Annotated in this window: 29 protein-coding genes; 19 read left to right on the top strand and 10 right to left on the bottom strand. The window is 72.0% G+C overall.

What is annotated here, in order from left to right; translation table 11 throughout:
- Nucleotides 1-143: 143 nt before the first annotated feature.
- Nucleotides 144-1,109 (bottom strand): COX15/CtaA family protein, encoded by a 966-nt coding sequence (locus AB0C03_RS16205; RefSeq protein WP_357637438.1) that lies wholly within the window; start codon nucleotides 1,107-1,109, stop codon nucleotides 144-146.
- 98 nt (nucleotides 1,110-1,207) lie between these two features.
- On the opposite strand from AB0C03_RS16205, the gene AB0C03_RS16210 reads away from it, so the two are divergent.
- From AB0C03_RS16210 to AB0C03_RS16265, 12 genes are all read left to right on the top strand, one after another.
- Complete coding sequence (locus AB0C03_RS16210; protein WP_374224336.1) at nucleotides 1,208-2,008, top strand: helix-turn-helix transcriptional regulator; 801 nt, start codon at nucleotides 1,208-1,210, stop codon at nucleotides 2,006-2,008.
- Complete coding sequence (gene sufB, locus AB0C03_RS16215; protein ID WP_030337321.1) at nucleotides 2,005-3,435, top strand: Fe-S cluster assembly protein SufB; 1,431 nt, start codon at nucleotides 2,005-2,007, stop codon at nucleotides 3,433-3,435. Before AB0C03_RS16210 ends, sufB begins: the two co-directional genes overlap by 4 nt.
- A gap of 57 nt (nucleotides 3,436-3,492) precedes the next feature.
- On the top strand, nucleotides 3,493-4,638 hold the full coding sequence (gene sufD, locus AB0C03_RS16220) for a Fe-S cluster assembly protein SufD (protein ID WP_357637441.1): 1,146 nt from the start codon (nucleotides 3,493-3,495) through the stop codon (nucleotides 4,636-4,638).
- Nucleotides 4,638-4,964, top strand: a complete 327-nt coding sequence (locus AB0C03_RS16225; protein WP_030337319.1) for a non-heme iron oxygenase ferredoxin subunit — start codon at nucleotides 4,638-4,640, stop codon at nucleotides 4,962-4,964. The genes sufD and AB0C03_RS16225 overlap by 1 nt, the downstream gene beginning before the upstream one ends.
- Complete coding sequence (gene sufC / locus AB0C03_RS16230) at nucleotides 4,964-5,737, top strand: Fe-S cluster assembly ATPase SufC (protein ID WP_030337317.1); 774 nt, start codon at nucleotides 4,964-4,966, stop codon at nucleotides 5,735-5,737. Before AB0C03_RS16225 ends, sufC begins: the two co-directional genes overlap by 1 nt.
- 20 nt (nucleotides 5,738-5,757) lie before the next feature.
- A complete protein-coding gene (locus AB0C03_RS16235) occupies nucleotides 5,758-7,062 on the top strand; it encodes a cysteine desulfurase (protein ID WP_210857798.1) in 1,305 nt (434 codons plus the stop codon).
- The gene (gene sufU / locus AB0C03_RS16240; protein ID WP_030337314.1) at nucleotides 7,062-7,535 is read left to right on the top strand and encodes a Fe-S cluster assembly sulfur transfer protein SufU; all 474 of its coding nucleotides are present in this window, start codon (nucleotides 7,062-7,064) and stop codon (nucleotides 7,533-7,535) included. The genes AB0C03_RS16235 and sufU overlap by 1 nt, the downstream gene beginning before the upstream one ends.
- 67 nt (nucleotides 7,536-7,602) lie before the next feature.
- Nucleotides 7,603-8,049 (top strand): metal-sulfur cluster assembly factor, encoded by a 447-nt coding sequence (locus AB0C03_RS16245; protein WP_030337313.1) that lies wholly within the window; start codon nucleotides 7,603-7,605, stop codon nucleotides 8,047-8,049.
- Between the two features lie 471 nt (nucleotides 8,050-8,520).
- Nucleotides 8,521-9,153 (top strand): LysE family transporter, encoded by a 633-nt coding sequence (locus AB0C03_RS16250; protein ID WP_357637447.1) that lies wholly within the window; start codon nucleotides 8,521-8,523, stop codon nucleotides 9,151-9,153.
- Between the two features lie 89 nt (nucleotides 9,154-9,242).
- Nucleotides 9,243-9,890 (top strand): acVLRF1 family peptidyl-tRNA hydrolase, encoded by a 648-nt coding sequence (locus AB0C03_RS16255; RefSeq protein ID WP_210866735.1) that lies wholly within the window; start codon nucleotides 9,243-9,245, stop codon nucleotides 9,888-9,890.
- 95 nt (nucleotides 9,891-9,985) lie between these two features.
- Nucleotides 9,986-10,285 carry a muconolactone Delta-isomerase family protein gene (locus AB0C03_RS16260; RefSeq protein WP_030337308.1) on the top strand — a complete coding sequence of 100 codons (300 nt, stop codon included), beginning with the start codon at nucleotides 9,986-9,988 and terminating at the stop codon, nucleotides 10,283-10,285.
- Nucleotides 10,286-10,362: 77 nt separating this feature from the next.
- Nucleotides 10,363-10,722, top strand: coding sequence for a YybH family protein (locus tag AB0C03_RS16265; protein WP_210866734.1), 360 nt, complete (start codon nucleotides 10,363-10,365; stop codon nucleotides 10,720-10,722).
- 89 nt (nucleotides 10,723-10,811) lie between these two features.
- Here AB0C03_RS16265 and ypfJ read toward each other — a convergent pair whose 3' ends face one another.
- Nucleotides 10,812-11,732: a KPN_02809 family neutral zinc metallopeptidase gene (gene ypfJ / locus AB0C03_RS16270; protein WP_030337304.1), complete on the bottom strand. Its 921-nt coding sequence runs from the start codon at nucleotides 11,730-11,732 to the stop codon at nucleotides 10,812-10,814.
- A 263-nt stretch (nucleotides 11,733-11,995) separates the two neighbouring features.
- Here ypfJ and AB0C03_RS16275 point away from each other — a divergent pair, with 263 nt between their 5' ends.
- The gene (locus AB0C03_RS16275; RefSeq protein WP_030337302.1) at nucleotides 11,996-13,600 is read left to right on the top strand and encodes an ABC-F family ATP-binding cassette domain-containing protein; all 1,605 of its coding nucleotides are present in this window, start codon (nucleotides 11,996-11,998) and stop codon (nucleotides 13,598-13,600) included.
- 73 nt (nucleotides 13,601-13,673) lie between these two features.
- Here the strand turns inward: AB0C03_RS16275 and AB0C03_RS16280 are convergent, their stop codons facing one another.
- Complete coding sequence (locus AB0C03_RS16280) at nucleotides 13,674-14,273, bottom strand: cadmium resistance transporter (protein ID WP_081884132.1); 600 nt, start codon at nucleotides 14,271-14,273, stop codon at nucleotides 13,674-13,676.
- 216 nt (nucleotides 14,274-14,489) lie between these two features.
- On the opposite strand from AB0C03_RS16280, the gene AB0C03_RS16285 reads away from it, so the two are divergent.
- From AB0C03_RS16285 to AB0C03_RS16295, 3 genes are all read left to right on the top strand, one after another.
- Nucleotides 14,490-14,717 carry a helix-turn-helix domain-containing protein gene (locus tag AB0C03_RS16285; RefSeq protein WP_007462679.1) on the top strand — a complete coding sequence of 76 codons (228 nt, stop codon included), beginning with the start codon at nucleotides 14,490-14,492 and terminating at the stop codon, nucleotides 14,715-14,717.
- A 46-nt stretch (nucleotides 14,718-14,763) separates the two neighbouring features.
- The gene (locus AB0C03_RS16290; RefSeq protein WP_030337297.1) at nucleotides 14,764-15,531 is read left to right on the top strand and encodes an enoyl-CoA hydratase/isomerase family protein; all 768 of its coding nucleotides are present in this window, start codon (nucleotides 14,764-14,766) and stop codon (nucleotides 15,529-15,531) included.
- Between the two features lie 114 nt (nucleotides 15,532-15,645).
- On the top strand, nucleotides 15,646-17,622 hold the full coding sequence (locus AB0C03_RS16295) for an ABC transporter ATP-binding protein (RefSeq protein ID WP_030337295.1): 1,977 nt from the start codon (nucleotides 15,646-15,648) through the stop codon (nucleotides 17,620-17,622).
- Between the two features lie 87 nt (nucleotides 17,623-17,709).
- Here the strand turns inward: AB0C03_RS16295 and mug are convergent, their stop codons facing one another.
- The 6 genes from mug to AB0C03_RS16325 form a co-directional block, all read right to left on the bottom strand.
- Nucleotides 17,710-18,297: a G/U mismatch-specific DNA glycosylase gene (gene mug, locus AB0C03_RS16300; protein ID WP_156057954.1), complete on the bottom strand. Its 588-nt coding sequence runs from the start codon at nucleotides 18,295-18,297 to the stop codon at nucleotides 17,710-17,712.
- Between the two features lie 29 nt (nucleotides 18,298-18,326).
- Nucleotides 18,327-19,088 carry an SDR family oxidoreductase gene (locus tag AB0C03_RS16305; protein ID WP_210866730.1) on the bottom strand — a complete coding sequence of 254 codons (762 nt, stop codon included), beginning with the start codon at nucleotides 19,086-19,088 and terminating at the stop codon, nucleotides 18,327-18,329.
- Nucleotides 19,073-19,618, bottom strand: coding sequence for an SCO6045 C-terminal-like domain-containing protein (locus AB0C03_RS16310; protein WP_245233762.1), 546 nt, complete (start codon nucleotides 19,616-19,618; stop codon nucleotides 19,073-19,075). The genes AB0C03_RS16305 and AB0C03_RS16310 overlap by 16 nt, the downstream gene beginning before the upstream one ends.
- The gene (locus tag AB0C03_RS16315; protein ID WP_030337287.1) at nucleotides 19,615-20,433 is read right to left on the bottom strand and encodes an MbnB/TglH/ChrH family RiPP precursor modification enzyme; all 819 of its coding nucleotides are present in this window, start codon (nucleotides 20,431-20,433) and stop codon (nucleotides 19,615-19,617) included. The genes AB0C03_RS16310 and AB0C03_RS16315 overlap by 4 nt, the downstream gene beginning before the upstream one ends.
- On the bottom strand, nucleotides 20,430-21,353 hold the full coding sequence (locus tag AB0C03_RS16320; protein WP_030337285.1) for a TIGR04222 domain-containing membrane protein: 924 nt from the start codon (nucleotides 21,351-21,353) through the stop codon (nucleotides 20,430-20,432). Before AB0C03_RS16320 ends, AB0C03_RS16315 begins: the two co-directional genes overlap by 4 nt.
- 82 nt (nucleotides 21,354-21,435) lie before the next feature.
- Nucleotides 21,436-22,008, bottom strand: a complete 573-nt coding sequence (locus AB0C03_RS16325) for a TetR/AcrR family transcriptional regulator (RefSeq protein ID WP_030337284.1) — start codon at nucleotides 22,006-22,008, stop codon at nucleotides 21,436-21,438.
- 77 nt (nucleotides 22,009-22,085) lie between these two features.
- Here AB0C03_RS16325 and AB0C03_RS16330 point away from each other — a divergent pair, with 77 nt between their 5' ends.
- The 3 genes from AB0C03_RS16330 to AB0C03_RS16340 all read left to right on the top strand — a co-directional run bounded on the left by AB0C03_RS16330 (nucleotide 22,086) and on the right by AB0C03_RS16340 (nucleotide 24,767).
- Nucleotides 22,086-22,946, top strand: a complete 861-nt coding sequence (locus AB0C03_RS16330) for a carbon-nitrogen hydrolase family protein (protein ID WP_357637460.1) — start codon at nucleotides 22,086-22,088, stop codon at nucleotides 22,944-22,946.
- 65 nt (nucleotides 22,947-23,011) lie between these two features.
- Entirely contained in the window at nucleotides 23,012-23,656 is a 645-nt protein-coding gene (locus AB0C03_RS16335; protein WP_030337281.1) for an HAD family hydrolase, read from the top strand.
- Nucleotides 23,657-23,834: 178 nt separating this feature from the next.
- Nucleotides 23,835-24,767: a serine protein kinase RIO gene (locus AB0C03_RS16340; RefSeq protein WP_357637463.1), complete on the top strand. Its 933-nt coding sequence runs from the start codon at nucleotides 23,835-23,837 to the stop codon at nucleotides 24,765-24,767.
- 44 nt (nucleotides 24,768-24,811) lie between these two features.
- Here AB0C03_RS16340 and AB0C03_RS16345 read toward each other — a convergent pair whose 3' ends face one another.
- Nucleotides 24,812-25,060 (bottom strand): DUF2630 family protein, encoded by a 249-nt coding sequence (locus tag AB0C03_RS16345; RefSeq protein ID WP_030337278.1) that lies wholly within the window; start codon nucleotides 25,058-25,060, stop codon nucleotides 24,812-24,814.
- Nucleotides 25,061-25,245: the final 185 nt, after the last annotated feature.

Consider the following 25,245-nt stretch of genomic DNA (forward strand, 5'->3'; position numbering starts at 1 on the left):
GCGGGGCGCGGGGCGCGGGGCGCGGGGCGCGGGGCGCGGGGCGCGGGGCGCGGGGCGCGGGGCGCGGGGCGCGGGGCGCGGGGCGCGGGGCGCGGCGGTTACCGGCCCGTCGGGCGGTTGCGTGCCGGGGCGCGCGGGGGTTGTCAGGCGGGGGTCGGAACCGGGGTGGCCTCGTCGGCCGGGGTGGCCCGGGGCGCCGGGGTGACCGGCCGGCGTTCCCGGGTGGACCACTGCACCGCCAGGGTGGCCAGCAGCACCAGGCACGAGCCGAGCATGTGTGCCCCGACCAGGAGCGCCGGCACGTGGGTGAAGTACTGCACGAAACCGATCAGGCCCTGACTCAGCTCCACAACCAGCAGGATGACCGCGGCCCGGGTGGCCCGCTGCGCACCGACGGCGCGGAACGCGAAGATGAGCGCCACGGTGAGGCCGATGAGCAGGAAGACCGCGTCGGCGTGCACCTGGGAGATCGACTCCGGGTCCAGGCCGTTGCGGGCGGCGCCGTGGTCGCCGGCGTGCGGGCCGCTGCCGGTCACCCAGGTGCCGATGACCAGCACCGCGATGCTGACGCCGGTGGTGATCCGAGCGAGGGTGCGCAGCGGGGCGGGCACGACCGCCACGACCGGGCCGTCGGGGTCGACGATGCGCCGCCAGAGCGCGTACGCGGCGGCGATCACCGCCATCGAGGCGAGGAAGTGCAGCCCGACCACCCACGGGTTGAGGTTGGTCAGCACGGTGATTCCACCGATCACCGCCTGCGCGGGAATGCCGAGGAAGACGGCGACGGCCAGCGCGAGGAGCCCGGGCCGGCGCGGCCGGTGGACCAGCACCGCCAGCACGGTGGCCAGCGCGATGAGGCCCACCGCGAAGGTCAGCAGCCGGTTGCCGAACTCGATCACCCCGTAGATGCCCATCTCGGGGGTGGTGACGTACGAATCGTCGGTGCACCGCGGCCAGGTGGGGCAGCCGAGGCCCGAGGCGGTCAACCGGACGGCCCCGCCGGTGACGACGATGCCCACGTTCGCGATGATCGAGGCGAGCGCGAGGCGGCGCAGCAGGATGCCGGAGACCGGACGGACGATTCGGTTCACGGCGCAAATCCTACGCACCGTAGTGATCGAGGTCCGTCCGACTCCGGCAGCTCGGTGGTTGGGATCACCGGGGCCCGGGTTTGCGGCCCTCCGGGTAATTACGTAACGTTGGCGTTGTGAAAAACGCGGCGGCGCTCTCCGGGCACCAACCGACGGCCGTAGCGGCCGTCGGTGCGCCGGTGTCCGCGCCCGCCGTGGGCACGTCGGCCGGCCTCGCCGGCCCGGCGGTGGCCGAGATCTCCACCCGGGATCGGGTCACCCGACTGCTGCTGGAACAGGGTGCCGCCACCGCCGCGCAGCTTGGCGCGGCGCTCGGGCTCAGTCCGGCGGCGATCCGCCGGCACCTGGACGCGATGCTCCTGGACGGTGACGTCTACGCCCGCGAGCAGACCGTGCAGGGCAGCCGTGGTCGGGGGCGCCCGGCCAAGGTGTTCCTGCTGACCGAGGCCGCCCGGGTCCGCTGTGGCACACACCACTACGACAACATGGCCACCGCCGCGCTGCGGTGGATCGCCCGCAGCGGCGGCTCGGACGCGGTCGAGGCGTTCGCCACCGAGCAGGTCTCCGCCCTCGAGTCCCGTTGTCGGACGGCCATGGAGGACGCCGGCGATGACCCTCTCGCCCGAGCCGAGGCACTCGCCGCAGCGCTCACCGCCGAGGGTTACGCTGCCAACGCGACCACGATCGCCTCCGGCGGCCAGCTCTGTCAGAACCACTGCCCGGTGGCGCACGTGGCCGCCGAGTTTCCTCAGCTGTGCGAGGCCGAGACCGCGGTCATCTCCCGTCTGGTCGGCACCCACGTGCAGCGTCTGGCCACCATCGCGCACGGCGACGGGGTGTGCACCACGCACATCCCGGCTCAGCCGGGCCGCGCTCAATCCGGTAATCCCGTCACCACTGTGAGGACAGATAGATGACCGAGCAGATCGTCCAGCCCCTGACCCAGGAAGAGCAGCTCGCCGCCCTGGGCCGGTACGAGTACGGCTGGTCCGACCCGGACGCCGCCGGCGCGGTCGCCCAGCGCGGCATCAACGAGGCGGTGGTGCGGGACATCTCGGCGAAGAAGAACGAGCCGGAGTGGATGCTCGACCTGCGGCTGAAGGGCCTGCGGCTGTTCGGCCGCAAGCCGATGCCGGCGTGGGGCGCGGACCTCACCGGGATCGACTTCGACAACATCAAGTACTTCGTGCGGTCCACCGAGAAGCAGGCCACCAGCTGGGAGGACCTGCCCGAGGACATCAAGAACACCTACGACCGGCTGGGCATCCCGGAGGCGGAGAAGCAGCGCCTGGTCGCCGGTGTCGCGGCGCAGTACGAGTCCGAGGTCGTCTACCACAAGATCCGTGAGGACCTTGAGGAGCAGGGCGTCCTCTTCCTGGACACCGACACGGCGCTGCGCGAGCACGAGGACGTCTTCAAGGAGTACTTCGGCACGGTGATTCCGGTCGGCGACAACAAGTTCGCCGCGCTGAACACCTCCGTCTGGTCCGGTGGCTCGTTCATCTACGTGCCGAAGGGCGTGCACGTGGAGATCCCGCTGCAGGCCTACTTCCGGATCAACACGGAGAACATGGGCCAGTTCGAGCGGACGCTGATCATCGTCGACGAGGGTGCGTACGTCCACTACGTCGAGGGCTGCACCGCGCCGCTGTACTCCTCCGACTCGCTGCACAGCGCGGTCGTGGAGATCATCGTCAAGAAGAACGCGCGCTGCCGCTACACGACCATCCAGAACTGGTCGAACAACGTCTACAACCTGGTCACCAAGCGCGCCGTCTGCCACGAGGGCGCGACCATGGAGTGGGTCGACGGCAACATCGGCTCCAAGGTGACCATGAAGTACCCGGCGGTCTACATGACCGGTGAGCACGCCAAGGGCGAGGTGCTCTCGGTGGCGATGGCCGGCGAGGGTCAGCACCAGGACGCCGGCGCCAAGATGGTGCACGCGGCCCCCCACACGAGCAGCACCATCGTGTCGAAGTCGATCGCCCGTGGCGGCGGCCGCACCTCGTACCGCGGTCTGGTGCAGGTGCTGGAGGGTTCGCACCACAGCCGGAGCACCGTCAAGTGCGACGCGTTGCTGGTCGACACCATCTCCCGTTCGGACACCTACCCGTACGTCGACATCCGCGAGGACGACGTGTCGATGGGGCACGAGGCGACCGTCTCCAAGATCAGCGACGACCAGCTCTTCTACCTGATGAGCCGGGGCCTGAGCGAGGACGAGGCGATGGCCATGATCGTGCGCGGCTTCATCGAGCCGATCGCCAAGGAGCTTCCGATGGAGTACGCCCTGGAGCTCAACCGCCTGATCGAGCTTCAGATGGAGGGCGCGGTCGGCTGACGCCGCCCGCCCTACCGAGCACCTGACACCGTCGTCGTTGAACAGACCAAGGAAGAAATGACTACCCAGGCTTCCGCGCCGCCGCCCAGCACCAAGTCGCAGGCGCTGCGCTCGTACGACGTCGCCGACTTCCCGGCCCTCACCGGCCTGGAGGAGGAGTGGCGCTTCACCCCACTCAAGCGCCTCCGCGGCCTGACCACTGAGGCGCCGGCCGCGGCCGGCGCGGTCCGACACGAGTACGGCGACCTGCCCGAGGGCGTCGCCATCACCCGGGTCGGCCGTGACGACGACCGGGTCGGCAGTGTGCTGACCCCGGTCGACCGGGTCAGCGCGCTGGCCTACGGTGCCGCCGCCGACGCCCTGCTGCTGCGGGTGGCCCCCGACGTGGTGCTCGGCGAGGCGGTGCGGCTGCGAGTGGTCGGCGAGGGTGTCGAGCAGCCGGTCTTCGGTCACACGTTCGTCGAGGTGGGCCGGTTCGCCGAGGCGACGGTGGTGGTGGAGCACGTCGGGTCGGCCACCCTGGCCGACAACGTCGAGGTCGCCGTGGCCGACGGGGCGAAGCTGACCCTGGTCACTGTTGCCGACTGGGCCGACGACGCGGTCCAGGCTCAGCACCTGAAGATCAAGCTGGGTCGGGACGCCAAGGTCATCCACATCCAGGTCACCCTCGGCGGCGACCTGGTCCGGCAGTTCACCAGCGTGGAGTACACCGGGCGGGGCGGCGAGGCCGAGCTGTACGGGGTCTACTTCGCCGATGCCGGCCAGCACCTGGAGCATCGGCAGCTGGTCGACCACAACGTGCCGGACTGCCGCAGCTACGTCGGCTACCGGGGCGCCCTGCAGGGCGAGAGCGCGCACACCGTCTGGGTGGGCGACGTGCTCATCCAGGCCGAGGCGACCGGCACCGACACGTACGAGATCAACCGGAACCTGCTGCTCACCGACGGCGCGCGGGCGGACTCCGTACCCAATCTGGAGATCGAGACCGGCGAGATCGCCGGCGCCGGTCACGCCAGCGCGACCGGCCGCTTCGACGACGAGCAGCTGTTCTACCTGATGGCCCGGGGGATTCCGGAGAGTGAGGCCCGCCGGCTGGTGGTCCGTGGCTTCTTCGCCGAGCTGATCAACAAGATTCCGGTGGAGTCGCTGCGCGAGCAGCTCGGCGACGCGATCGAGGCCCGGCTCACCAAGGCCGGCGCCTGATGATCCGGATCTGCTCGACCGAGGACGTGCCGAAGGGCACCGCGATCAGCGCGGACGTCGACGGCACGCCCATCGCGCTGGTGCACGGCGAGGACGGCGAGTTCTACGCCGCGTACGACGAGTGCTCCCACGCCGCGGTCGCCCTCTCCGAGGGCGAGGTCGACGGCTGCACGCTGGAGTGCTGGCTGCACGGCTCCCGTTTCGACCTGCGCACCGGCGAGCCGACCGGCCTGCCCGCCACCGAACCCGTCCCCGTCTATCCCGTCGACGTTCGCGACGGAGACATCTACCTCAGCCTGACGCCGAGTAATGGAGTGACCCGATAATGAGCACCCTGGAGATCCGCGACCTGAAGGTGTCGGTCAAGCTGCCCGAGGGTGAGCTCAAGCCGATCCTGGCCGGCGTCGACCTGACCGTGAAGTCGGGCGAGACCCACGCCATCATGGGCCCGAACGGCTCCGGTAAGTCCACCCTGGCGTACTCGATCGCCGGTCACCCCAAGTACGAGATCACCGGCGGCACGGTGACCCTCGACGGCGAGGACGTGCTGGCCATGACGGTCGACGAGCGCGCCCGCGCCGGCCTCTTCCTGGCCATGCAGTACCCGGTCGAGGTGCCCGGCGTCTCGGTGGCGAACTTCCTGCGCACCGCGAAGACCGCCATCGACGGCGAGGCACCGAAGCTGCGCACCTGGGGTGGCGAGCTGCGCGGCGCGATGGAGCGCCTCCAGATGGACCCGGCGTTCGCCCAGCGCAACGTCAACGAGGGCTTCTCCGGTGGTGAGAAGAAGCGCCACGAGATCGTCCAGCTGGAGCTGCTCAAGCCGAAGATCGCCATCCTCGACGAGACCGACTCGGGCCTCGACGTGGACGCGCTGCGCGTGGTCAGCGGGGGCGTCAACCGGGTCCGCGACACCGGTGACACCGGCGTGCTGCTGATCACCCACTACACGCGGATCCTGCGCTACATCAAGCCGGACTTCGTGCACGTGTTCATCGCCGGCCGGATCGTCGAGCAGGGCGGCCCGGAGCTGGCCGACAAGCTTGAGGCCGAGGGCTACGAGCGGTACGCCGCCGGGGCCGGCACGGCCAAGGCCTGAGTGGGAGAGGCGCTGCCGAGATGACCAGCATCGCGATCCCTTCGGGGATGCCGCAGTACGACGACGCGCCGCGTTTCGACGTGGCCCGGGTGCGCGCCGACTTCCCGATCCTGGACCGGGAGATCAACGGGCATCCGCTGGTCTATCTCGACAGCGCCAACACCTCGCACAAACCCCGGCAGGTGCTCGACGTGCTCGGGGAGCACTACGCGCTGCACAACGCCAACGTGTCGCGCTCGGTGCACACCCTGGGCACCGAGGCCACCGAGGCGTACGAGGGGGCACGGGCGAAGATCGCCGCGTTCATCAACGCGCCGAGCGCCGACGAGGTGGTGTTCACGAAGAACTCCACCGAGGCGATCAACATCGTGGCGTACGCCTTCTCGAACGCCTCGCTACGTCCGGACGGCGACCCCCGGTTCCGGCTCGGTCCGGGCGACGAGGTGGTGATCTCCGAAATGGAGCACCACTCGAACATCGTCCCGTGGCAGCTGCTCTGCGAGCGGACCGGCGCGACCCTGCGCTGGTTCCCGGTCACCGACCAGGGGCGGCTGGACGAGTCGGGCCTGGAGGACCTGGTCACCGAGCGGACGAAGATCGTCTCGCTGGTGCACATGTCCAACATCCTCGGCACCGTCAACGCCACCTCCCGGATCACCGCGCGGGTCCGTGAGGTGGGCGCGCTGCTGCTGCTGGACTGCTCGCAGTCGGTGCCGCACCTGCCCATCGACGTGGTCGACCTGGACGCCGACTACATCGTCTTCACCGGGCACAAGATGTGCGGTCCGACCGGCATCGGCGTGCTCTGGGGTCGCGGTGAGCTGCTGGCGGCCATGCCGCCGGTCTTCGGCGGCGGTTCGATGATCGAGACGGTCACCATGGCCCGCTCGACGTTCGCGGCGCCACCGGCCCGGTTCGAGGCGGGCACCCCGCCGATCGCCGAGGCGGTCGCCCTCGGTGCGGCGGTCGACTACCTGACCGGGATCGGGATGCGGGCCATCCAGTGGCACGAGAAGGAGCTGACGGCGTACGCGCTGGACGCGCTCGGCTCGGTGCCGGACCTGCGGATCTTCGGCCCGACCGTGCCGGTGGGCCGGGGCGGCACCATCTCGTTCGCGCTCGGTGACGTGCACCCGCACGACGTGGGTCAGGTGCTCGACTCGCTCGGCGTGCAGGTGCGGGTGGGCCACCACTGTGCCAAGCCGGTGTGCAGCCGGTTCGGCGTCCCGGCGATGACCCGGGCCTCGTTCTACCTCTACACCACCACCGAGGAGATCGACGCTCTGGTGGCCGGTCTGGAGCAGGTGCGGAAGGTGTTCGACTGATGCAGCTCGACCAGCTCTACCAGGAGATCATCCTGGACCACTACAAGCACCCGCACGGGCGTGGCCTGCGCGACGCCGACGACCCGGGCGACCGGGTCGCGGAAGCGCACCACGTCAACCCCACCTGCGGCGACGAGGTCACCATCCGGGTGGCCACCGACGGCACCGTGCTGCACGACATCTCGTACGACGGGATGGGCTGCTCGATCAGCCAGGCGTCGGCGAGCGTGCTGCACGAGTTGCTGCGCGGTCGGGGCACCGGGGAAGCTTTCGAGGTGCACGAGGCGTTCGTGGAGTTGATGTCCGGACGTGGCCAGGTCACGCCGGACGAGGACGTGCTCGGTGACGGGGTGGCCTTCGCGGGCGTGGCCCGCTACCCGGCCCGGGTCAAATGCGCGCTACTGCCGTGGATGGCGTTCAAGGACGCTGCGGCCCGCGCCGGTGTGGGCGTGAGCCCGGAGGTGAAGGCGTGACCGTGCGTCAGCGAGCGAATGACACAGTGGTGCCTGGTGGCATCACGAAGCGATGCGGAGGGACGGCATGAGCGAGAACACCGCTACCGAGGCGACGCCGGAGGCCGGTGACACCAGCGTGGTGCCGCAGACCGACGCCGCGACGACCGATGGCGGCGCTGACGCCGCTGCCGCTGCGGGCGGCGTCAGCAAGGCCATGCTCGCCGACATCGAGGAGGCGATGAAGGACGTCGTCGACCCGGAGCTCGGCATCAACGTGGTCGACCTGGGCCTGGTGTACGGCGTACACGTCGACGACGAGAACGTCGCCACCCTGGACATGACGCTCACCTCGGCGGCCTGCCCGCTGACCGACGTCATCGAGGACCAGACCCGGCAGGCGTTGACCACCGGTCCCGGCGGCGGCCTGGTCAACGACATCCGGATCAACTGGGTGTGGCTCCCGCCGTGGGGCCCGGACAAGATCACTGACGAGGGTCGGGACCAGCTCCGCTCCCTCGGCTTCAACGTCTGATCCGAACCACTTCGTCGAGCGCGGCACCCGGACGGGTGCCGCGCTCGACGTGTTGAACGCCGACGTGAACAAGCACGGGTCGTTCCGGTCTGACGCTGACGGTCGACCGTCAACAGCTCAAGATCGCGCTCGATCATTGATGTAGTGGCCTCGGTGCGTCGCCGAGGCCACTAGATCCTGGTTCGAGCACGATCTTGGCGGGGCGAGCCGGGGCGAGCCGGGGCCGGGGGCGAGCCGGGGCCGGGGGCGAGCCGAGCCGGGGCGAGCCGGGGCCGGGGCGGGGGCGCGGCGAGCCGGGCCGGGGGCGAGCCGGGGCGGGGCGCGGGGAATTCGGTGGCGGGGGCGCGGGTTCGGCGCGCAGGATGCGCTTGTGATTGAGGCGTACCCGATGCAGGTCCCTGTCCGTGCGGCCACTGCCGTGCGTCGACAGCGGCCGGTTCCCGGACGAGCCTCGACCTGCCACCGACGTCCGTGACCGGGGCGTTCCTCGCCGGCCTGGTCGCCGGTTACGGCGTCGCCATTCCGGTCGGCGCGATCGCGATCCTCATCCTGGGGCTCAGTGCCCGTACCTCGTTTCGGGTCGGTGCGGCCGCGGCGCTCGCCGTGGCGACGGCCGACGGGCTCTACGCGGCCGTCGCCGTGCTCGGCGGTGCCGGGCTGGCCGATGTCATCGCGCCGGTCGCCGGGCCGCTGCGGGTGGTCGCCGCCGTGGTCCTGTTGGGGCTTGCCGGGCACGGCCTCTGGCGGACCTGGTCCGCGCACCATTCGCAGCGGCCACCGGCGGAACGCGCCGGTCGGGGCATGAGCACTCCGGGGCGGGCCTACGCGGCGCTGCTCGGCCTGACCCTGCTGAACCCGATGACGGTGCTCTACTTCGCCGCGCTGGTGCTCGGTCGCAGGGACACGGCCGAATCGGGCGTGGTCCCCATGGCGCTCTTCGTGGCCGGGGTGTTCCTGGCGTCGGCGAGCTGGCAACTGGTCATCGCCGGCGGCGGCACGGTGGTCGGCCGGGCGTTGACCGGGCCGCGTGGCCGGCTGGTCACCGGCCTGGTCTCCAGCGCGCTCATCGCCGCCCTGGCGGTGGCAGCGCTACTGCCCGGCTGAACGGTCACCCGGCCGCGCCGTGCCGGGTCAGGGCGGGCCGGGGCCCGCCCGGGGGTCCGGGCGGGCTCGCGGTGCCGTACGGTCGGGCGGTGACCAGTCGACCCGCAGCCGGCGGAGGTCGGTGGGTCGAGGTCGATCCGGCCCGCGTCGGCCGCTGGGTCGAGGGCTTCGCCGACCGGCACGGCCCGCCCACCACCAGCACACAGGAGTACGGCCTGCTGCTCGCCGCTCCGGACGGGGCGACCGCCGAGCTGTACGCCCCACCGGGCGCGCCGGTCGGCACGGATGTGGCCGGGTTCGTGGCCTCCGCCGTGACGCCGCGCCGGATCGGTCTGCTGCTGGCCCGCAAGGGCGCGGTGGCGATCGGGGTGGCCGAGGGTGCCGACCTCGTCAGCTCCAAGGTGGACACCCGGTACGTGCAGGGGCGCACCGCCGCGGGGGGATGGTCACAGCACCGGTTCGCCCGCCGGCGCGACAACCAGGCGAAGGCCGCGCTGGGCGACGCGGCGGACCTGGCCGTACGACTGCTGTTGCCGGCGGCGGCGACGCTCACCGCGCTGGTCTGCGGTGGTGACCGCAGGGCCGTGGACGGGGTGCTCGCCGACCGGCGGTTGGCCCCGCTCGTGCCGTTGCGGGCAGAGCGGTTGCTCGACGTGCCGGAGCCCCGGCACGCGGTGCTGCTCGCGGCGGTGGGCGCGGCCCGCGCGGTCCGGATCCGGTTGCGCGACCCCGATTGACCTCGCCCTCCGCCGACCAGGTCCCAGGGGAGACGGCCGCCACGCAAAACGGGGTTCCCGCCGTGCTGCCCGGCTGGCGGCCGGAGGATGGGCGCGTGGAGTTTCTGGTTGACATGGTGACGACGGTGCCGCCCGGAACGTCGGACGACGGGGTTGCCGAGATGCGCGCGCGTGAGGCGGCCCGCTCGGCCGAGCTGACGGCGCAGGGCAGTCTCCTGCGGCTGTGGCGGCCACCGCTGGCGCCGGGGGAGTGGCGTACGTGGGGGCTGTTCCGGGCCGACGACGCCGACGAGTTGGAGGCGGTGCTCGCGTCGATGCCGCTGCGTGCCTGGCGGCGCGAGACCGTGACGCCGTTGACGCCGCACCCGAACGACCCGGGTCAACCGCCGCGCTGAGCCTGACGGGGCTCGCCCCGTGGGTTGGTGAGCACGACAGGCACGTTACGCGGCACGCCGCCAACAGGGAGATCATCATGTCCGAGGCCCAGATTCTGCGTACCGTCCTCGACCGGTGGAAGTCGGCTGTCGACGCCCACGAGCCCGATCGGGTCGCGGCGTGCTTCACCGACGACGCGATCTTCCAGGGGTTGCAGCCGTACTCGGTCGGTCGTGCCGGCGTCGCCGCGTACTACGCCGGCCAGCCGCTCGGCCTCACCGCCGCGTACGACGTCCGGGAGATCCGCCGTCTCGCCGACGACGTGGTCCTCGGCTACCTGGAGGTGGAGTTCGGCTTCACCGACCGGCCGGCCCTGACCGTCAACCTCGGTGTGCTGCTGCGGCGGGTAGGCGACGACTGGCTCATCGGCCACTACCAGGTGTCGCGGCTCACCTGACCAGGGAGGCGCCGCCGGCGACAGCGTCTGGTGCCCGAAACAGATCGTGGCAGGCCCGCCGGAGGGGCCTGCCACGATCTCAGAACTGGTCAGAGCTGGTCGGTGCCGAAGGTGTCACAGCTCTTCGGGTCGCCGCGGTCGTAGCCCTGGGTGAACCAGCGCTTGCGCTGCTCGGACGTGCCGTGGGTGAACTGGTCGGGGTTGACCCGCCCGCCGGAGCGTTCCTGGATGCTGTCGTCGCCGATCGCCTCGGCGGCCTGCACCGCCTCGCTGATGTCGGACTGGGTGATGGACGTGAACAGCGGCTCCTGGCCGGTCTTGTCCTTGCTCTCGGTGGCGTGCTTGGCCCAGGCGCCGGCGTAGCAGTCGGCCTGCAGCTCGAGCCGTACGGAGGCGGAGCGGGGGCCGCTCTGGTCGCCCTGGCCGGCCTTCGCGTTGGTGCCGAGCAGGTTCTGGATGTGGTGGCCGTACTCGTGGGCGAGCACGTAGGGCTGGGCGAACTCGCCCTTGGCGCCGAACCGGGAGGCCAGCTCGTCGTAGAAGCTCAGGTCGATGTACACCTGCTTGTCGGCGGGGCAGTAGAACGGGCCGACACCCGAGTCGGCCTGCCCGCAGCCGGTGTTCACGGCCGCCTGGAAGAAGTTGGTGTCGGTCGGCTCGTACTTCCCGTTGCCCACCTCCGGGTACGCCTTCTGCCAGTAGGCCTGGATGCTGTTGACGTAGAGCGCGTTGCGGCAGCGCGCGTCGTCGAGGCGCTGCGGGTTGTCGCGCGAGCAGAGCTGCTCCAGGTCGGTGCCGCCGGCCTGACCGCCCTCGTCGCCGTTGGTCATGGCGTTGAGGCCGAAGCCGCCGCCGAGCAGCGCGACGAGCACTGCCACCACGATGCCGATGATGCCGCCTCGACCGCCGCCGCCGGGGATCGGGATGCCGAAGCCGCCGCCGGATCCACCACCCCGGCCGACGTCGTTGACCTGGGAGGTGTCGATTTCGGCCCGCTCGTTGAGTTCCATGGTGACCCCGATCGCCGTATGCCGGTGAGTGTCTTTTATGTGTTTTTTCGTCCCTCAAGTGCCGGACGGGGTCCGGACAGGCGTTCCCGTACCCGATGATCTTGATCGGTAATCCGGGCGGGCCGCCCGGCGGCGCCCGGTACACTTGCCAGGTGCTGCGCTGCGAAGGCTGAACCGCCCCGCGCCGTCGGGCCCCTTGAGCCCGCCGGCCGTTTCGCGTGCCCCGAGTCAGCCTTCCGAACCCCGAGAGCGAGCCCGCAAACATGATCACTGCCACCGGCCTGGAACTGCGCGCCGGTTCCCGGATCCTGCTGTCCGACACCACCCTGCGCGTGCAGCCCGGTGACCGGATCGGCCTGGTCGGTCGTAACGGTGCCGGCAAGACCACCACGCTGAAGGTGCTCGCCGGTGAGGGGCAGCCGTACGGCGGCCAGATCGACCAGCGCAGCGCCATCGGCTACCTGCCGCAGGACCCGCGCACCGGCGACCTGGAGGTCACCGGCCGCGACCGGGTGCTCTCCGCCCGTGGCCTGGACGTGCTGATGGCGCAGATGCAGGAGATCGAGGCCCGGCTCGCCGAGGACGCCGACGAGAAGCTGGTCCGCCGGTACGGCGCGCTGGAGGACCAGTTCGCCGCCCTGGGCGGGTACGCGGCCGAGGCTGAGGCCGCGCGGATCTGCGCCAACCTCGGCCTACCGGACCGTGCGCTCGCGCAGACCATCGGCACCCTCTCCGGTGGTCAGCGTCGGCGCATCGAGCTGGCCCGGATCCTGTTCCGCGACGCGGGCGAGAACGGCGGCGGCATCCTGCTGCTCGACGAGCCCACCAACCACCTCGACGCCGACTCGATCACCTGGTTGCGAGGCTTCCTCGCCAACCACAAGGGCGGCCTCATCGTGATCTCCCACGACGGCGCGCTGCTGGAGTCGGTGGTCAACAAGGTCTGGTTCCTCGACGCCACCCGGTCGGTCATCGACGTGTACAACCTGGGCTGGAAGGCGTACCTGGAGGCCCGCGAGACCGACGAGCGGCGGCGGCGTCGGGAGCGGGCCAACGCGGAGAAGAAGGCCGGCGCTCTGATGGCGCAGGCCGACAAGATGCGGGCCAAGGCCACCAAGACCGTGGCCGCGCAGAACATGGCCCGCCGTGCCGAGAAGCTGATCTCCGGCCTGGAGGAGGTGCGGGTCGCCGACCGGGTGGCCAAGGTGCGTTTCCCCAGCCCCGCGCCGTGCGGCAAGACCCCGCTCACCGCGACCGGCCTGTCCAAGTCGTACGGCTCACTGGAGATCTTCACCGACGTCAACGTGGCGGTGGACCGCGGCTCCCGGGTGGCCATCCTCGGGCTCAACGGCGCCGGCAAGACGACCCTGCTGCGGATGCTCGGCGGGCTGCTCACCCCGGACACCGGCGAGGTGCACGCGGGGCACGGCCTGCGGTTGGGCTACTACGCCCAGGAGCACGAGACGCTGGACGTGGAGCGGACGGTGCTGGAGAACATGCGCGCCGCCGCCGTCGAGCAGTCCGACACCGACCTGCGCAAGATCCTCGGCGCGTTCCTCTTCTCCGGTGACGACGTGAACAAGCCGGCCGGAGTGCTCTCCGGTGGCGAGAAGACCCGGCTGGCGCTGTCCACCCTGGTCTGTTCCGGCGCCAACGTGCTCCTCCTCGACGAGCCGACGAACAACCTCGACCCGGTCAGCCGGGAGCAGGTGCTCGACGCCATCGCCAACTACCCGGGCGCGATCGTCCTGGTCACCCACGACCCGGGTGCGGTGCTCGCGCTCAAGCCCGACCGGGCCATCCTGCTGCCCGACGGCGACGAGGACGCCTGGAGCGACGACCTGCTCGAACTGGTCGAGCTGGCCTGATCGAGGCAGCTCGACGTGCGCTCGACCTCAACGTGCGCTCAAGCTCGACCTGCGCTCGACCTCGGCGCTGCGGTCAGCCGAGCAGGTCGACCAGCCGGCCGAGCACGCCGGAGCTGACCAGGATCACCAGCCCGATGGCGATGAAGATCGCCGGCACCAGCCAGGCGCCGGCGCGTTCGACGAGCCGGACCACCCTCCGATGCCCGCCCAGCCAGGCCCCGGCCACACACCACAGGGCGATCAGCAGCACGAAGACCAGCAGGAACACCGCGCTGTCGGCCACCCCGAGGGCCCGGAAGACGGGTACGTAGACCGCGACGTTGTCGGCACCGTTCGCGATCGTCACCCCGGCCACGCCGAGCGCTCCGGTGACGACAGCGGGTGGCTCGTCGTCGCCCGAACCCCGCAGTGCGCGGACACCGAGCGCGATCGGCAGCAGGCCCAGCAGACCCGTCCACGGGTCGGGCACCACCAGGAGCCCACCCGCGATCACCGCGCTGGCCAGCGCGAGCGCGCCGATGCCGAGGTATTGCCCGGCGACGATCTGCCAGGTGCGGGGTTGGCCGGTGGTGCGGGCCGCGACGAAGAACAGCGTCAGGATGACGATGTCGTCTATGTCGGTGGCGGCGAAGACGACGGCCGCTGCGCCCGCGGTGCTCAACAGGTCGATCACGACCGAAGGCTACGGGTCGTCGGCAGCCGCCAGCGTCCAGCGGTGGTACGCCCGGACGACGCGGCGGGCCGGATCGCCAGGATCACTCTATCGGGAAGCTGACATTGCATAGCGTGTCGGTTGGCGAAGAGTTGATATCTGGCGCATGATCGTCCGAGGCGGTCTAATAGGTGGGACCGTATCCGAACCGCACAGTCTGGGACGTGAGGACACAGCATGGCAGCCACTGGCACAGCCACCAGCACTGAGAAGGGTCGCCGGATCGTCGGAGCCGAGCGTCAGACGCTCGCCAAGGACCTGGTAAAGCGGTACACCTCGGGGGAGAGCATCCGCGCGTTGGCGGCCTCGACCGGCCGTTCCTACGGGTTCATCCACCGAGTGCTCACCGAGTCCGGCGTGCAGCTGCGTCAGCGCGGTGGTGCCCGGCGCCGCAAGAAGGCGTGACCCGCCCCCCAGCGTCGTCCATCAGCGCCGCGCCCCGGGACGTCCGGTGACCGCCGAGGCGACCGGGGTTCGGCTGACCTGCGACGGGCCGGTCGCCACGGTGACGTTGTGCCGGCCCGACGTGCTCAACGCCCAGACGCCCGCGATGTGGCGAGCGATGAGCGACTTCTCCCGTGACCTGCCCGGCGATGTCCGGGTGGTGGTGGTCCGCGGTGAGGGTCGGGCGTTCTCGGCCGGCCTCGATCTCGCGGTGGCGGGTGCCTCCGGTCCGGGGTCGTTCGCCGAGTTGGCCACGCTGTCCGAGCAGGAGTGCGCCGAGCGCATCGCGGAGTTCCAGGCCGGTTTCACCTGGCTGCACCGGCCGGACGTGATCTCCGTCGCGGCCGTGCAGGGCCACGCCATCGGTGCCGGCTTCCAGCTGGCGCTCGCCTGTGACCTGCGGGTGCTCTCCGCTGACGCGAAGCTGTCGATGGCCGAGGTGACCCTCGGCCTGGTGCCCGACCTGGCCGGCACGAAGCGCCTCGTCGAGCTGGTCGGCTACGCGCGGGCGTTGGAGATCTGTGCGACCGGCCGCCGGTTGGACGCCGCCGAGGCGGACCGGATCGGCCTGGCCACCCTGGTCGTGCCGCCAGCCGAGCTGGACGGTGCGGTGCGGGACCTGACCGCCGGCCTGCTCTCCGGAGCCCGCGACGCGGTGGTGGAGATCAAGGCGTTGCTCGCCGGCGCGGCCGGGCGGTCGCACGCCGACCAGCAGCGCGCCGAGCGGGAGGCGCAGACCCGTCGGCTGCGTGACCTTGCCGGCACTGGAGAATAGGTAAGGACCGCACGGGAAGATCCGGGTTACGGCTGGGGTTGTCACACTCGTCGGGAGAATTGACCTGACGGTGCGGTCTGCCCGGCAACCCGGAGGTGAGCGATGTCCAACCCGATGTCCGGCGGTGGCATGGCCGGGTGGAGCATGCTCCGGTCGATGCGCAACAGCGACGAGGTCTCCACCCACCGCCTCAAGCGGGGGGTGGCCCGCCGCATCGTGGCCTTCGCGCGCCCCTACCGGCGCGACATCGTCATCTTCCTGATCACCGTGGTGCTGGCGGCCGTCATCGGCGTGGCCACACCGGTGCTCGCCGGCGACGTCATCAACGCGATCAACCGAGGCGGCGACGAGGCCGGCCGACTCGTGGTGCGGCTGGCCCTGTTCATCGCCGCGCTGGCGGTCGCCGACGCACTGCTCTCACTGGCCCAACGGTGGTATTCGGCCCGGATCGGCGAGGGCATCATCTTCAACCTGCGCACCCGGGTCTACGACCACGTGCAGCGGATGCCGTTGCAGTTCTTCACCCGTACCCAGACCGGGGCGCTGGTCAGCAGGCTCAACAACGACGTCCTCGGCGCCCAGCGGGCGTTCACCTCGACGTTGTCCGGCGTGGTCAGCAACGTCATCCAGTTGGTGCTCACCGCGGCGGTGATGTTCACCCTCTCCTGGCAGATCACCGCGCTCTCGCTGGTGCTGCTCCCGATTTTCATCATTCCGGCCCGCCGGGTCGGTCGGCGGCTGGCCGAGATCACCCGGGAGTCGTACAACCTCGACGCCAAGATGAACGCGACCATGACCGAACGGTTCGGGGTGGCCGGCGCACTGCTGGTGAAGCTCTTCGGTCAGCCCGAGATCGAGGCCCGCCGGTTCGCCGGGCGGGCCGAGCGGGTCCGCGACATCGGCATCCAGTCCGCCATGTACTCCCGCACCTTCTTCGTGGCGATGCTGTTGGTCGCCTCGCTGGCGCAGGCGCTGACCTACGGCCTCGGCGGCTGGCTCGCGGTGACCGGCGGTGTCAGTGCGGGCACCGTGGTGACCCTCGCGTTGCTGCTCACCCGCCTGTACGGTCCGCTCACCGCGCTCTCCAACGTCCGGGTGGACGTGATGAGCGCGCTGGTCTCCTTCGACCGGGTCTTCGAGGTGCTCGACCTCAAGCCGGGCATCGTGGAGAAGCCCGACGCCGTGGCGGTGCCGCGTGGCAGCGGCCGGGTCGACTTCCGCGACGTGCGGTTCCGCTACCCGAGCGCCGCCGAGATCTCCCTCGCCTCGCTGGAGGAGGTCGCCACCCTCGACCGGACGATCAACGAACCGGTGCTCAAGGGCGTCTCGTTCAGCGTCGAGCCGGGGCAGATGGTCGCGCTGGTCGGCCCGTCCGGGGCGGGCAAGTCGACGCTGTCGATGCTCATCTCCCGGATCTACGACGTCAGCGACGGCCAGGTGCTGGTCGGCGGGGTGGACGTGCGCGACGCGACGCTCGCCTCCCTGCGCGACGAGATCGGTGTGGTCACCCAGGATTCGCACCTGTTCCACGAGACGATCGCCGAGAACCTGCGCTACGCCAAGCCGGACGCCACCGACGACGAGATCTGGGCCGCGCTGGCCGGAGCGCAGGTCGCCGACCTGGTCCGGTCGCTGCCCGACGGGCTGGACACCACCGTGGGGGAGCGCGGCTACCGGTTCTCCGGCGGCGAGAAGCAGCGCATCGCCATCGCCCGCCTGCTGCTCAAGGCCCCGTCGATCGTGATCCTCGACGAGGCGACCGCACACCTGGATTCGGAGAGCGAGGCGGCGGTGCAGCGTGCGCTGTCGGTGGCGCTGACCGGGCGGACCGCCCTGGTGATCGCGCACCGGCTCTCCACGGTGCGCGATGCCGACCAGATCCTCGTTCTCGACGGCGGGCGGATCGTCGAGCGGGGGCGACACGACGAACTGGTGGCGGTCGGCGGGCTCTACGCCGAGCTGTACCGGACCCAGTTCGCTGTCGCCGACTCGCCCACCCCGTTCGTCGACGCGACCGGCCCCGAGCCGGTGGTCATGCCACTGGGCACGTACGTCGCGGACGAGGCCATGCCGCCCGCCGCCGCCAACTGACGGCTGCCGGCCTTGATCGACTCGGGTTCCCTGAAGTCGGGGTGTCCTGGTCGCGTTGACCGCCCGACTTCCTGAAAACCGAGTCGATCAAGGGGCGGTTACCTCGGTGGCCTCCCGCAACTCGGCGAACGCCAGGCCCAGGGTGACCGGGGTGAAGTGGGCGTTCAGGCCGCTCGGGTTGGGCAGCACCCACAGCCGCGCCCCGGCCAACGACTCCGGTTGCGGCCCGAAGGTTGCCTTGGGCCGTTGGAAACCGATCCGGTACGCGGTCACCCCCACCACCGCCACCCAACGCGGCCGGTACCGGGCCACCTTGTCGGTCAGGATCGCCGCTCCGTCGAGGAGTTCCTCGGTGCTGAGTTCGTCCGCGCGGGCGCTGGCCCGGGCGGCCATGTTGGTGATGCCGAGCCCGAGCGCGGGCAGCTCGTCCTGTTCGCTGGGGTGCAGCAGTCGGGGAGTGAACCCGCCCCGGTGCAGGGCAAGCCAGAACCGGTTGCCGGGCCGGGCGAAGTGCCAGCCGGTGGCAGCCGACCAGAGGCCGGGGTTGATGCCGACGAAGAGCACCGCCAGCCCCGGCGCGAGCACGTCGGGGATGGTCCGGTCAGCGGCCGCCGCCAACTCCGCCCGGGTCGGCCCGGCCGCTCTGTCGGTGCGGGCCGGCTTCGACGGTGTCACGGCCCGGGTGGGCCGGGCCCTGTCGGGGGTCACAGCCCGCGTAGCGCGCCGCCGTCGACCGGCACTGTGATCCCGGTGAGGTAGCTCGCGGCGGGGGAGAGCGCGAACGCGGCCACCCGACCGAACTCGGCCGGGTCGCCGATGCGGCGCAGCGGGATGCCGGCCTCCGCCTCGGCGCGGGCCCGCTCCGGGTCGCCGGTAGCTCCGAACAGCTCCCGGTTGCGATCGGTCATGATCCGGCCGGGCAACAGGCCGACCACGCGGACGCCCCGAGGGCCGTAGTCGTCGGCGATGTCCTTGGCGGCCCCGACCAGGCCGGGCCGCAGACCGTTGGAGATGCCGAGACCGGGCACCGGGCCACGCGCCGAGGTGGAGAGCACCAGCCCGATCGCGCCGCCCTCGGGCAGGGCGTTGGCGACAGTGCGTACGGCGCGGATGGTGCCCAGGAAGACCGTCTCGAAGGAGAGCCGCCACTGCTCGTCGGTGACCGCTGCGGCGTTGCCGGGCGGTGGCCCACCGACCGAGATCAGCGCGCCGTCGAGCCGGCCGAAGTGCTGCTGGGCGGCGGCGACGAGCTGCCCCGGGGTCTCCGGGTCGGCCAGGTCGCCGGTCAGCCCGACGGCGTGCTCCGGCCCACCCAGCTGCTGCGCGGCGGCGGCCACGGCGTCCGCGTCCCGGGCCGAGAGGACCACCCGTGCACCGTCGGCGACCAGGCACTGCGCTGTCGCGAAACCCAGGCCGCGGGAGGCGCCGGTGAGGACGTACACGCGGTCGGTCAGTCCGAGATCCATAATGCCGATCCTGCCGCATCCGAAACGCCGTCGCCAGCACGGGTGGATACCCGCGGGGCGGGGCGCAGCAGGCGTACCCGGCCGGCGATCTGCACCGCGACGGCCCCGCCGGCGCGGCCCACCGCCGGCAACCGGCGCGGACGTGGCGGCCGCAGCCCGTCGTAGCGCAGGAGTGCCTCCCGGGCGGCCAGCTCCTCGGCTGCCGGCGGCGGCAGCGCACGTTCGGCGTGCAGCGCGCGGGCCAGGTCCCAACCGTCGCGCAGCGACCCGGCGGTGGGTCGCCGCTCGGCCCAGCCGGCGAAGGTCGTCGTCCACCTGGCACCGAGGCTGGCGGCGAGCAACGGCCAGTGCCGGGCGACGGCACCGGCCCGTTTGCGCAGCAGGGCCGCGCGGGTGGCGGCCAGCGGGCCGGGCGCGAACCCCGGCGGGGGTGGCCCTCCGGCGACGAGCGCGGCGACCAGTTCGGCCTGCCGTTCGGCGAGCCCGGCGCGGGGCGCGGCTGTCGGGTCGCCGTGGGGCGCGCCGGTCATGTGACGGCCGGGAAGCCCGCGGCGGCGGCCAGGGCGTCCAGTTCGGCGCGGAGTTCAGGGGCCGGCGGGTAGTGGCCGTCGCGTTCCAGCAGCAGCGCCGGTGGCCGCTGCCGGGCGCAGAGCGCGCCGACCAGCTCCAGCACCGCTGACGGAACCGGGTCGGTGTGGGTGTCGTGGTAGAAACCGCCGTACTCCGCGCCGCCGGCCACATGGGCGTACGCGATCCGCTCCAGCGGCAGACGGTCCAGCAACGCCAGCGGGTCGGCGCCCCGGTTGCGGGCGTTGGCGTGCACGTTCGCCACGTCCAGCAGCAGCAGGGCCCCGGTCCGGTCGAGGATCTCGGTGAGGAAGTCCGCCTCGTCCAGCTCGTCGTCGGGCCAGTCGACCAACGCGGCGATCGGTTCCAGCGCGATGGGCACCGGCAGGTCGGCCTGGGCCCGCGCCACGTTGGCGCAGACCGCGTCGACGGCTTCCCGGCTGCGCGGCAGCGGCAGCAGGTGCCCGGCCTCCAGACCGCCGGCCCTGACGAACGCGATGTGTTCGCTGATCAGCGGGGCGTCCAGGCGTTGCGCCACCGCGGCCAGGTGGCCGACCCGGGCCGGGTCGACCGGCTCGGCGCCGCCGAGGGAGAGCCGCACCCCGTGCGGTACGACTGTCACCGCGCGTTCCCGCAGCTGTGTCAGCCCGGGTGGGAGCGGCCCGGACGCGGGCACCCCCTCGGCCACCACTTCGACGAAGCGCAGGCCGGGCAGGTCGGCCACGAAGCCGGCGATCTCCGGACGCCAGCCGATGCCGACCCCGGACGGGCCGGTCATCCGCCGCACCCCCCGCCGCCGCACCCGCCACCACCGCCGCAGGAGCTGCCACCGTCTCCACCGGAGCTGTCCCCGCCGCCGGAGGACCCGTCGGACCCGCCCGTCCATCCGCTGCCGGAGGCGGCCTGGCGCTGAATCTCGGCCTGTTCGGCGAAGCCCGGGTCGAGTGCCCAGAGCGAGGCGGTGCCGTACAGGGCGACGCCCATCGCCGCGCCGGCCGCCCCGTAGGTGGCGTAGGCGGGTGCGGAGGCGGGCGCGAGGTGGGTGTGCTCGCGGCGGACGGAACGCACTGCCGATCGACCGGCCCGGGTGAGCATGGGCGCCCGGCGCAGCACGAGCGTGATGATCAGCAGCGGAACCAGTGTCAGCAGCAGGTAACCGACCGGGTGACCGTTGAACAGGCCGGAGACCAACCGGAGCACACCGAGGCCCAGCAGGGCGATCAGGATCGTGGCCCAGAAGCGGGCGCGGGCGCGCTGCGCGTCGTCGGTGAGCAGTCCGCGTTGCTCCAGGCCGTTGCGGATCTGGTGCAGCGCGGTGCGTACCCGCTCGTCCTGCGGGAGGTCCCCGACCCGGGCGTGCTGGTGGGCCGCCCAGTGGATGGCCTGATCCAGCGGGGTGAGCCCGGTCGGCGCGGCCCCGACGGTGGTCAGCCGGCGGTCCGGTCGCACGCCGATCGCTCCGCTGGCGCGCAGCCCGCCGAGCGCGGCGTGTACGGCCAGCCGAGGCCCCCCGTTGAGGTACGCGACCTGCTGGGGCCCGAGGGGGTCGGTGGTCATGGCGCCGGTCGATCCGGCGGCGAGCCGGACCCGGTGGTACGCCGCGATCACCACCACCAGGATGGCCGCTGCGAGGTAGTACCGGAGGAAGGTCGGGCCGGAGATGCCCCAGGTGTCACCGGACGCGGCGTGGACGCTCATCGACTGCTCCTGTCACCGGAGGGGATCGGCGGCCCCATTGTGGAGCAGCCTCGCCACGGTCGACCGACCGGTGCCCGCGCGGTCAGTGCCGGCGGACCGCCTCCTCGACCAGGTCGAGCACCGGGCCCAGGTCACCGGCCGGTCGACCCATGGCCAGGTGCAGCACCAGACCGTCGTAGGCCAGCTCCAGGAACTGGGCCAGCACGTCGATCGGTACGTCCTCACGCAGCACCCCGGCGTCGCGCTGGCGGGCCAGCCGGTCCCGGGTCGCCTCCGCGATCGCGGCGGACCGCTCGGCCCAGCGTTTGGCGAACGCGGGGTCGGTGCGCAGCCGCCGGGAGACCTCCAGTTGGCTGCCCAACCAGCCGGTGGTGTCGGGGGAGACGGCGCGGGCCAGCAGATCGCGCATCACCTGCACCAGACCGTTGCGGGCCACCGTCTCGACCATGGCCGCGGCGTCGTCCTCGGCGACGGCCAGGAAGAGCGAGTCCTTGTCGCGGAAGTGGTGGAAGATCGCGCCGCGGGACAGACCGGTGGCCTCCTCAAGGCGGCGTACGGTCGCGCCCTCGTAGCCGAGCCGGGCGAAACACGCCCGGGCGGCGGCGAGGATCTCCTGCCGGCGCGCGTCGAGCTGGTCCTGACTTACTCTGGGCACACGTCGATCGTCGCAGGTCAACCCGGGGCACGCAAACCGTACGTACGGCTTGGGATGGTGCCGTTTACCATCGCCCGGTGACCCAGCCCCACACCGTGCCCAGCTCCCCGCTGACGGTGGCCACCATCCAGGCCACCCCCACGCCGGGCGACGTCGCCGGCAACGCGCTCGTCGCCGCCGACCTGGTCCGCCAGGCGGGCGAACGGGGCGCCCGGGTGGCAGTCCTGCCGGAGTTGTTCCTCTGCGCGTACCACCCGCCGGCCCTCGCCGCCGACCCGGCCGGCACGGACGTCGCCGCCGATCAGGGCGGGATGGTCGCGGATCCCCGGCTCGACCCGCTGCGCGTCGCGGCGCGCGAGGCCGGCGTCACCGCGCTGGTGGGCGCGGCCGTGCGGCACCCGGACGGCCGGCGGACCATCGCGGCGCTGGTGGTCGACCGGGCCGGCGAGGTGCGGGTCGGTTACGACAAGCAGCAGTTGTGGGGTGACGAACGGGAGCTGTTCGTCCCCGGCGATCGGGGTGCCACGCTGCTCGTCGACGACTGGCGGCTCGGGCTGGGCATCTGTTACGACGGTTGTTTCCCGGAGCACGGCCGGGCCGCCGCCCTCGACGGCGCACACGCCTACCTGTGCCCGAGCGGGTACCTGACCGGCTCCGAACACCGCCGGGATCTCTACTACGCCGCGCGGGCCCTGGACAACACGATGTTCGTGGTCTTCGCCAACGCGGTCGGCGGCGTCGACCCGTGGCGGTTCAACGGTGGCGCGGCCATCTACGACCCGGAGGGGCGGGTGCTGGCTCGCGGGGCCGACGACGGCACGGCGGTGCTCGTGGCGTCGCTGGATCCGGCCGTGCTCGCGGCCACCCGGGCGGCCCACTCGATGCTCGTCGATCGGCTGCCGGAGCAGGGCGGCGCGCGGGTGTCGATGCCTGGCTGAGCCCTTCGTCAGGTCGATACCCGCCGCATCTGTTGGCGGACACGTCGGTCCCGTAGGGTGCCCGAGTGCCACTGCTCCTGCTGGACCTGGACAACACCCTGCTGGATCGGGCCGGGCCGTTCCGCCGCTGGGGTGAGCGCTTCCTGGACAGCATCGGCGCGCCCCACACCGACATCGACTGGCTGGTCTCCATCGACGCCGACGGCCTGACCGACCGCTGGGACCTCGCCGACGCCATCCGGGACCGCTACGAGCTGCGCATTCCCTCGATCGACCTGGTGGAGGAGCTGCACGACGGGGTGGTGGCGCAGACCCGGCTCGACCCGCTGACCGCCTGCGCGCTGCGGATCGCCGACGACGCCGGCTGGGTGCCGGTGGTGGTCTGCAACGGCACCGTACGCGTCGAGGACGCCAAGATTCGCCGGACCGGGCTGGACCAGTACGTCGCCGACTGGGTGATCTCCGAAGAGGCCGGCGTCAGCAAGCCCAACCCGAGAATCTTCGCGCTCGCCGCCCAACGGGTGCGGATGCCGCTGCGCGGGTCGTGGGTGATCGGCGACAGCCCGGAGGCGGACATCGGCGGCGCTGCGGCCGTCGGGCTGCCCAGCGTCTGGCTGCACCGTGGGCGCACCTGGTCGGACGTCCGGTTCGCGCCGAGCCGCACCGTGGACGGGTTGATCGCCGCGGTCGCCACCGTCCTCGCCCGCTGAGGGTTCGCGCACTGGGCTCGGTTATTCGGTTGACCGGTCGCCGTGCTGCGACGAGCATTGTCCGCGCATCGTGCGTCCCGGGTGTGTGCCCGGTCGAGGAGAGGGGGTCGGTCATGGCCGTCTTCGCAGGTCGCTTCCAGCTGCCTATCTCAGCCTCGACCAAGGGAACCTCACCACAGTGCGCGATCATGATCTTCCGGCGCTTGAGCGCCGAACCCGCGGCAAGAGCCGCTTCGACGACGACGAACCGCAGTTTCTGAAGCGCGGGCGGCCCACCGAGCCGCTCGCGGACCCGGACAGCGAGCCCGACCCGGACACCGGCGAGCGCTGGTCGTCCTGGGACGACGCCGTGCACGGGCCGCAGCCGCACCCGGCCTGGCTGGTCACCGAACTGGCCGCCAAGGACACCGAGCTGGGTGTGCTGAAGACCGGCAAGGAGGCGGACGTCCACCTGGTCCGTCGGGCGGTGCCCGACACCGACCGGTCCTGTCTGCTGGCGGTGAAGCGCTACCGCGATCCCGAGCACCGGCTGTTCCACCGCGATGCCGGTTACCTGGAGGGCCGTCGGGTGCGCCGGTCCCGGGAGAACCGGGCGATGGCCGGCCGGACGGCGTTCGGCCGGCAGATGATCGCCGGGCAGTGGGCGGCGGCCGAGTTCGCCGCGCTGAGCCGGCTCTGGGAGATCGGCGCCGGCCACGACCGGATCGCCGTGCCGTACCCGGTGCAGTTGCGGGGCACCGAGTTGATGCTGGAGTTCGTCGGTGACGCCGAGTCGGGGGAGGCGGCGCCGCGACTGGCCCAACTGCGTCCCGGCCCGGCCGAGCTGAGTGACCTGTGGGCCCAGTTGGTGGAGGCGCTGCGGGTGCTGGCTCGGGCCGGCTACGCGCACGGCGACCTGTCGCCGTACAACCTGCTCGTGCACCAGGGGCGGCTGGTCGTGATCGACCTGCCGCAGGTGGTCGACGTGGTGGCGAACCCGCAGGGGCCGGAGTTCCTGGCCCGCGACGTGCGGGTGGTCGCCGCCTGGTTCGCGGCCCGGGGCCTCCCAGGCGAGCAGGCCGACCCCGGCCGGTTGACCGGAGAGCTGCTGCGCGAGGCGGGCCTGCGCTGACCGGAGCGGGTCGGGCGGCCATGTCGCCCGACCCGCCGCGCCGGCTATTGCAGGTAGCGCTCGACCTCGGGCTTGGGGCGTTCGCCCTGGGCGTCCGGGTCGCCGTGGGTGTCCCGGGCGGCCCGCCGACGGCGCAGCAGGTCCCAGCACTGGTCGAGGGACTCCTCCAGGGCGCGCAGGCGCTCGCTGGCCTCGCCCTCGGTGCCCGACTCGTGGGCCTGGGCCTCGGCCCGCAGCTTGTGCTCCTCGTCGACCAACTCGGAGATCCGGTTCAGGATGGTCTTGTCGTCCATGCCCCAGAGCCTGGCACAGGGTGCCGGGCGTCGCCCGGATTCGGGGGTACCGGTGCGTTCCGGGTCACTGACCGGCCCCGACCGGGCCGGCCTCGCCGGGCTGGTGCCGGCGCCGCAGGGACCGGTCGGCGGGGCCCGGGCCGTGGCGCCCCGCGTACCGGCCTTATCGTCCTGCTGAGTGTCCA

The sequence above is a fragment of the Micromonospora parva genome (assembly GCF_040649675.1).
Taxonomy (GTDB): Bacteria; Actinomycetota; Actinomycetes; order Mycobacteriales; family Micromonosporaceae; genus Micromonospora; species Micromonospora parva.